Source organism: Bartonella sp. AP57NXGY, from assembly GCF_042195805.1.
Lineage (GTDB): Bacteria > Pseudomonadota > Alphaproteobacteria > Rhizobiales > Rhizobiaceae > Bartonella.
On the sequence record NZ_JBHIOZ010000208.1, the window covers coordinates 1 to 2041 of the forward strand.

Below are 2041 nucleotides of genomic sequence, written 5' to 3' on the forward strand. Positions count from 1 at the left end.
CGAACGCCTGTCAGGATAAGCAAACGCAAAGCCAGTCGTGTTATGTTTTGTGTTTTACAGAGTAACTGATAAAAGGCAGGAACATCTTTCCAATCCATGGCTAGTCTATTAATAGTTTTATAGCGTTGCTTACCTTAAGAGTGCGCGTGCTTTTTTTGCTTGTAAATCAACATCCAAACCCAAAGCAACCGCATGCTTAAGACAAAGATTAAGACGCTTCAGTGCTTTATCTGCTGTTGCAGCTTTTGCATGCCAAATAGAGGCAAGGGTATTGCGTATCTCAATTTGCGTAATCTCTGAAACGGGTAGACAGCCTAATTTGGGGAGAATATGGAGGCGTAAATGTAAAAACCAATCACAAGCTTTACCATCATTTTTTAATTCAGCTTTACGGCTTTCAAAAGCATCTAGAGCAATGTTTTTTAAATAATGGAGATTACGCATTGCCTCACACTTTTGTTTATCGCGTTCTTTAATGGGGTCACGCCCCTCACGTAAAACAGCACCCCACCCAATTGCCAATTCACGGGCTTGTTTAAAGAAACATCTCGCAACGCTCCCAAGCCCATTTCGCGGCCCCCGTGAAAGGTATAACGGTAAATCCATTGACCACCCCCATCTCTTACGTTTGTGAAGAAGCAAGCCGGTACCATCATTATATTTTCCAGCTCGTGGGTGTTACGACAGCCCTTGGCTCTTAAGACGATTCATAAGAACCATTTCTAGTCCTTTCTTATACAAATTTTATCCACACACTCATCCCACTTGTGACGTGCAAACGAGTGGTTTTGATTGATTCTAGATAGAGAGATTTGAAATAAGTGAATCTTACGTTATTCGGGGTTCTAATTCAATATGAAAAACAATGAATTATATATATAAATCAATATGTTGTCTAGTGATGAACAGATAACAAAAAAATCATAAACTTAGGTAAGCAACACCATAAAATCATTCATAAACCAGCTATGAACTAGAGAGTCGTACCGGCTTTGATAAAATACTTTGCTCACCCCCACACATAACATATCTGGTTTTAAGTTTACTTATTTTTACAAGCTGTTCGCAACAAATCCCTTATATTCACAAAAATAAGAAAAATATATAGACAATTCTTAGTTCAAAAACATGAAAATACAGCGTGATATTCATAGAAAAGTCTCATATACCTTTATCATAAAAAGCACTAAAGGTTATTGAATGTGTACACCTTCTGTCTTGTAACGGTTTTCTCTTTTCTGCTCATAAGAAAGCACGCTGGCATCAGCATACACTTAACCCCAATGTTACAACAATTCTTACATTTGAAAATATTCATTATAAACATTTTTCCTTTTTATAGAGTTTTCACCCACATGCCAGCCCCACTTGTGACCGAAAAGCAAGTGATTGTCATTGATTCAACATAGGGAAAAATTTGAAATGAGAAAATCCTACGATAGACCTTCCATTCAAGGCGCAAAACAACAAATGATCTTTATAAATCAATGTGATGTCGATCTCTATTTTTTTAAGGAGAATCACATGTCACAATATAAGCCTATAGACAAACCATTGCCTTAAATATTCTCATAAAAAATACCGGTATGCTTAAAGCCTTACATAGATCAACCGCCTTAAACGATGATATTTTACGGTCTAATAGGATTCTCTCTATAGTCAATAAAGATTAAGTGCGATACAAAATGATTCTATTACTGAGCTAACTTATATCAATACCCAAGCTCTTAACGAAGTCATCATAAAAGACACTGATACAAGCAATCCCTTATAGCCTCTCAAGAAAACAAGAAAATCATCTCCCACAATAGAATCATTTCTCTACAGCAAAACTTTATCCCACACATGTTCTCAAGAAAAAGTGAAAAACGCATCTTACCCAATGCATTCACTAATGAAATAAAAGAAGTTCACCACTGGAAAAGAAAGAAAACGCGAAAGTTTTATAACCTCTAAAACAGAACGCCCACGATACATTCCCTGTTTCACATCGATAGAAGACGATGCAAGGGAACCTCAACATTCATCTTAAAGCGAAAAT

Annotated in this window: 1 pseudogene; it reads right to left on the reverse strand. The window is 36.6% G+C overall.

The window, feature by feature from the left end:
• Positions 1 to 642 (reverse strand): annotated as a pseudogene (locus tag ACFIL8_RS09535) (tyrosine-type recombinase/integrase); the annotation flags it as partial.
• Positions 643 to 2041: the final 1399 nt, after the last annotated feature.